We start from the raw sequence: 948 nt of genomic DNA on the forward strand, positions 1-948 counted from the left end.
CTCTTACCATTCCGAACAGAGAAGTTAAGCCCATTTGCGCCGATGGTACTACATTGTGGAAGAGTAGGTCGTCGCCTTTTTTAGAGAATCCTCAGCATTTATTTGTTGAGGATTTTTTTATGCAATAAAATCAATAGAAAATTATAGTTAAAACTGGATGACGTTGAAGAAACTTTTTTGCTACTGCATAAGCGATAGAAACCACATCCTTTTCTATTATATTCTTTAATTAAAGATCGTAATCTTCACCAATATATATATGGTAAATGCTTCTTAGAACGAAACATCTATAAAAAAACAGACAGAGAATACCTTGCTTTTTAATACAATTGGCCCTAAAAATAGAGGAACCTATTTATTAGGCTATTGCAATATTTAAGTTTTTGTTCCTGTTTAACCAGGAACAGAAAAGTAGTCGTTGTTTTTTAGAATTAGTTGACTCCCTAAAGCAACCTCCAATGATGGGGTAAATTGTTTTTAATAATTATTCGACTTTTATAGAATGATTACTAAATAATACATAAGATATGCTCATTGGTATTCCAATCTTGTGTTCCATTTCTTTCTATAATTCGCTGTGCGTTCCGTTACTTAATAAAAGAATGAAGTAACGTCAGGCTATCCGCTATATCTTTTTGTTGATTTTTCAGATTTCAATAAGTAAAAACTCCTTATATATAGGTTTCGATTATTTATAAAACGAGTGACTAAAGTCCCATAAAAAGGATATCGCTACTATCCTTAACGCAAAAACCAAACTACAGGCATCGAATTTGGAAAAAACTTCAGGCTATAAAAGGTTGAAAATAAAGCCTTAGAACGCTTCAAAAAAAATAATCAAAAAAAAGATTAAAAAAGGTATTGTCAAGAAGAAAAAGGTATCTATATTTGCACCCCGCTACGGAAACAATAATATGTTAAGTAGCAGGAAAAGTTCTAAAGAAAATC

General features: G+C 31.2%; 1 rRNA gene. It reads left to right on the forward strand.

Annotated features, from left to right (window positions below):
- A 5S ribosomal RNA gene (rrf, locus tag ACVCXO_RS02930) occupies positions 1–80 on the forward strand; the annotation flags it as partial.
- Positions 81–948 lie beyond the last annotated feature (868 nt).

The sequence above is a fragment of the Lacinutrix sp. MEBiC02404 genome (assembly GCF_053601575.1).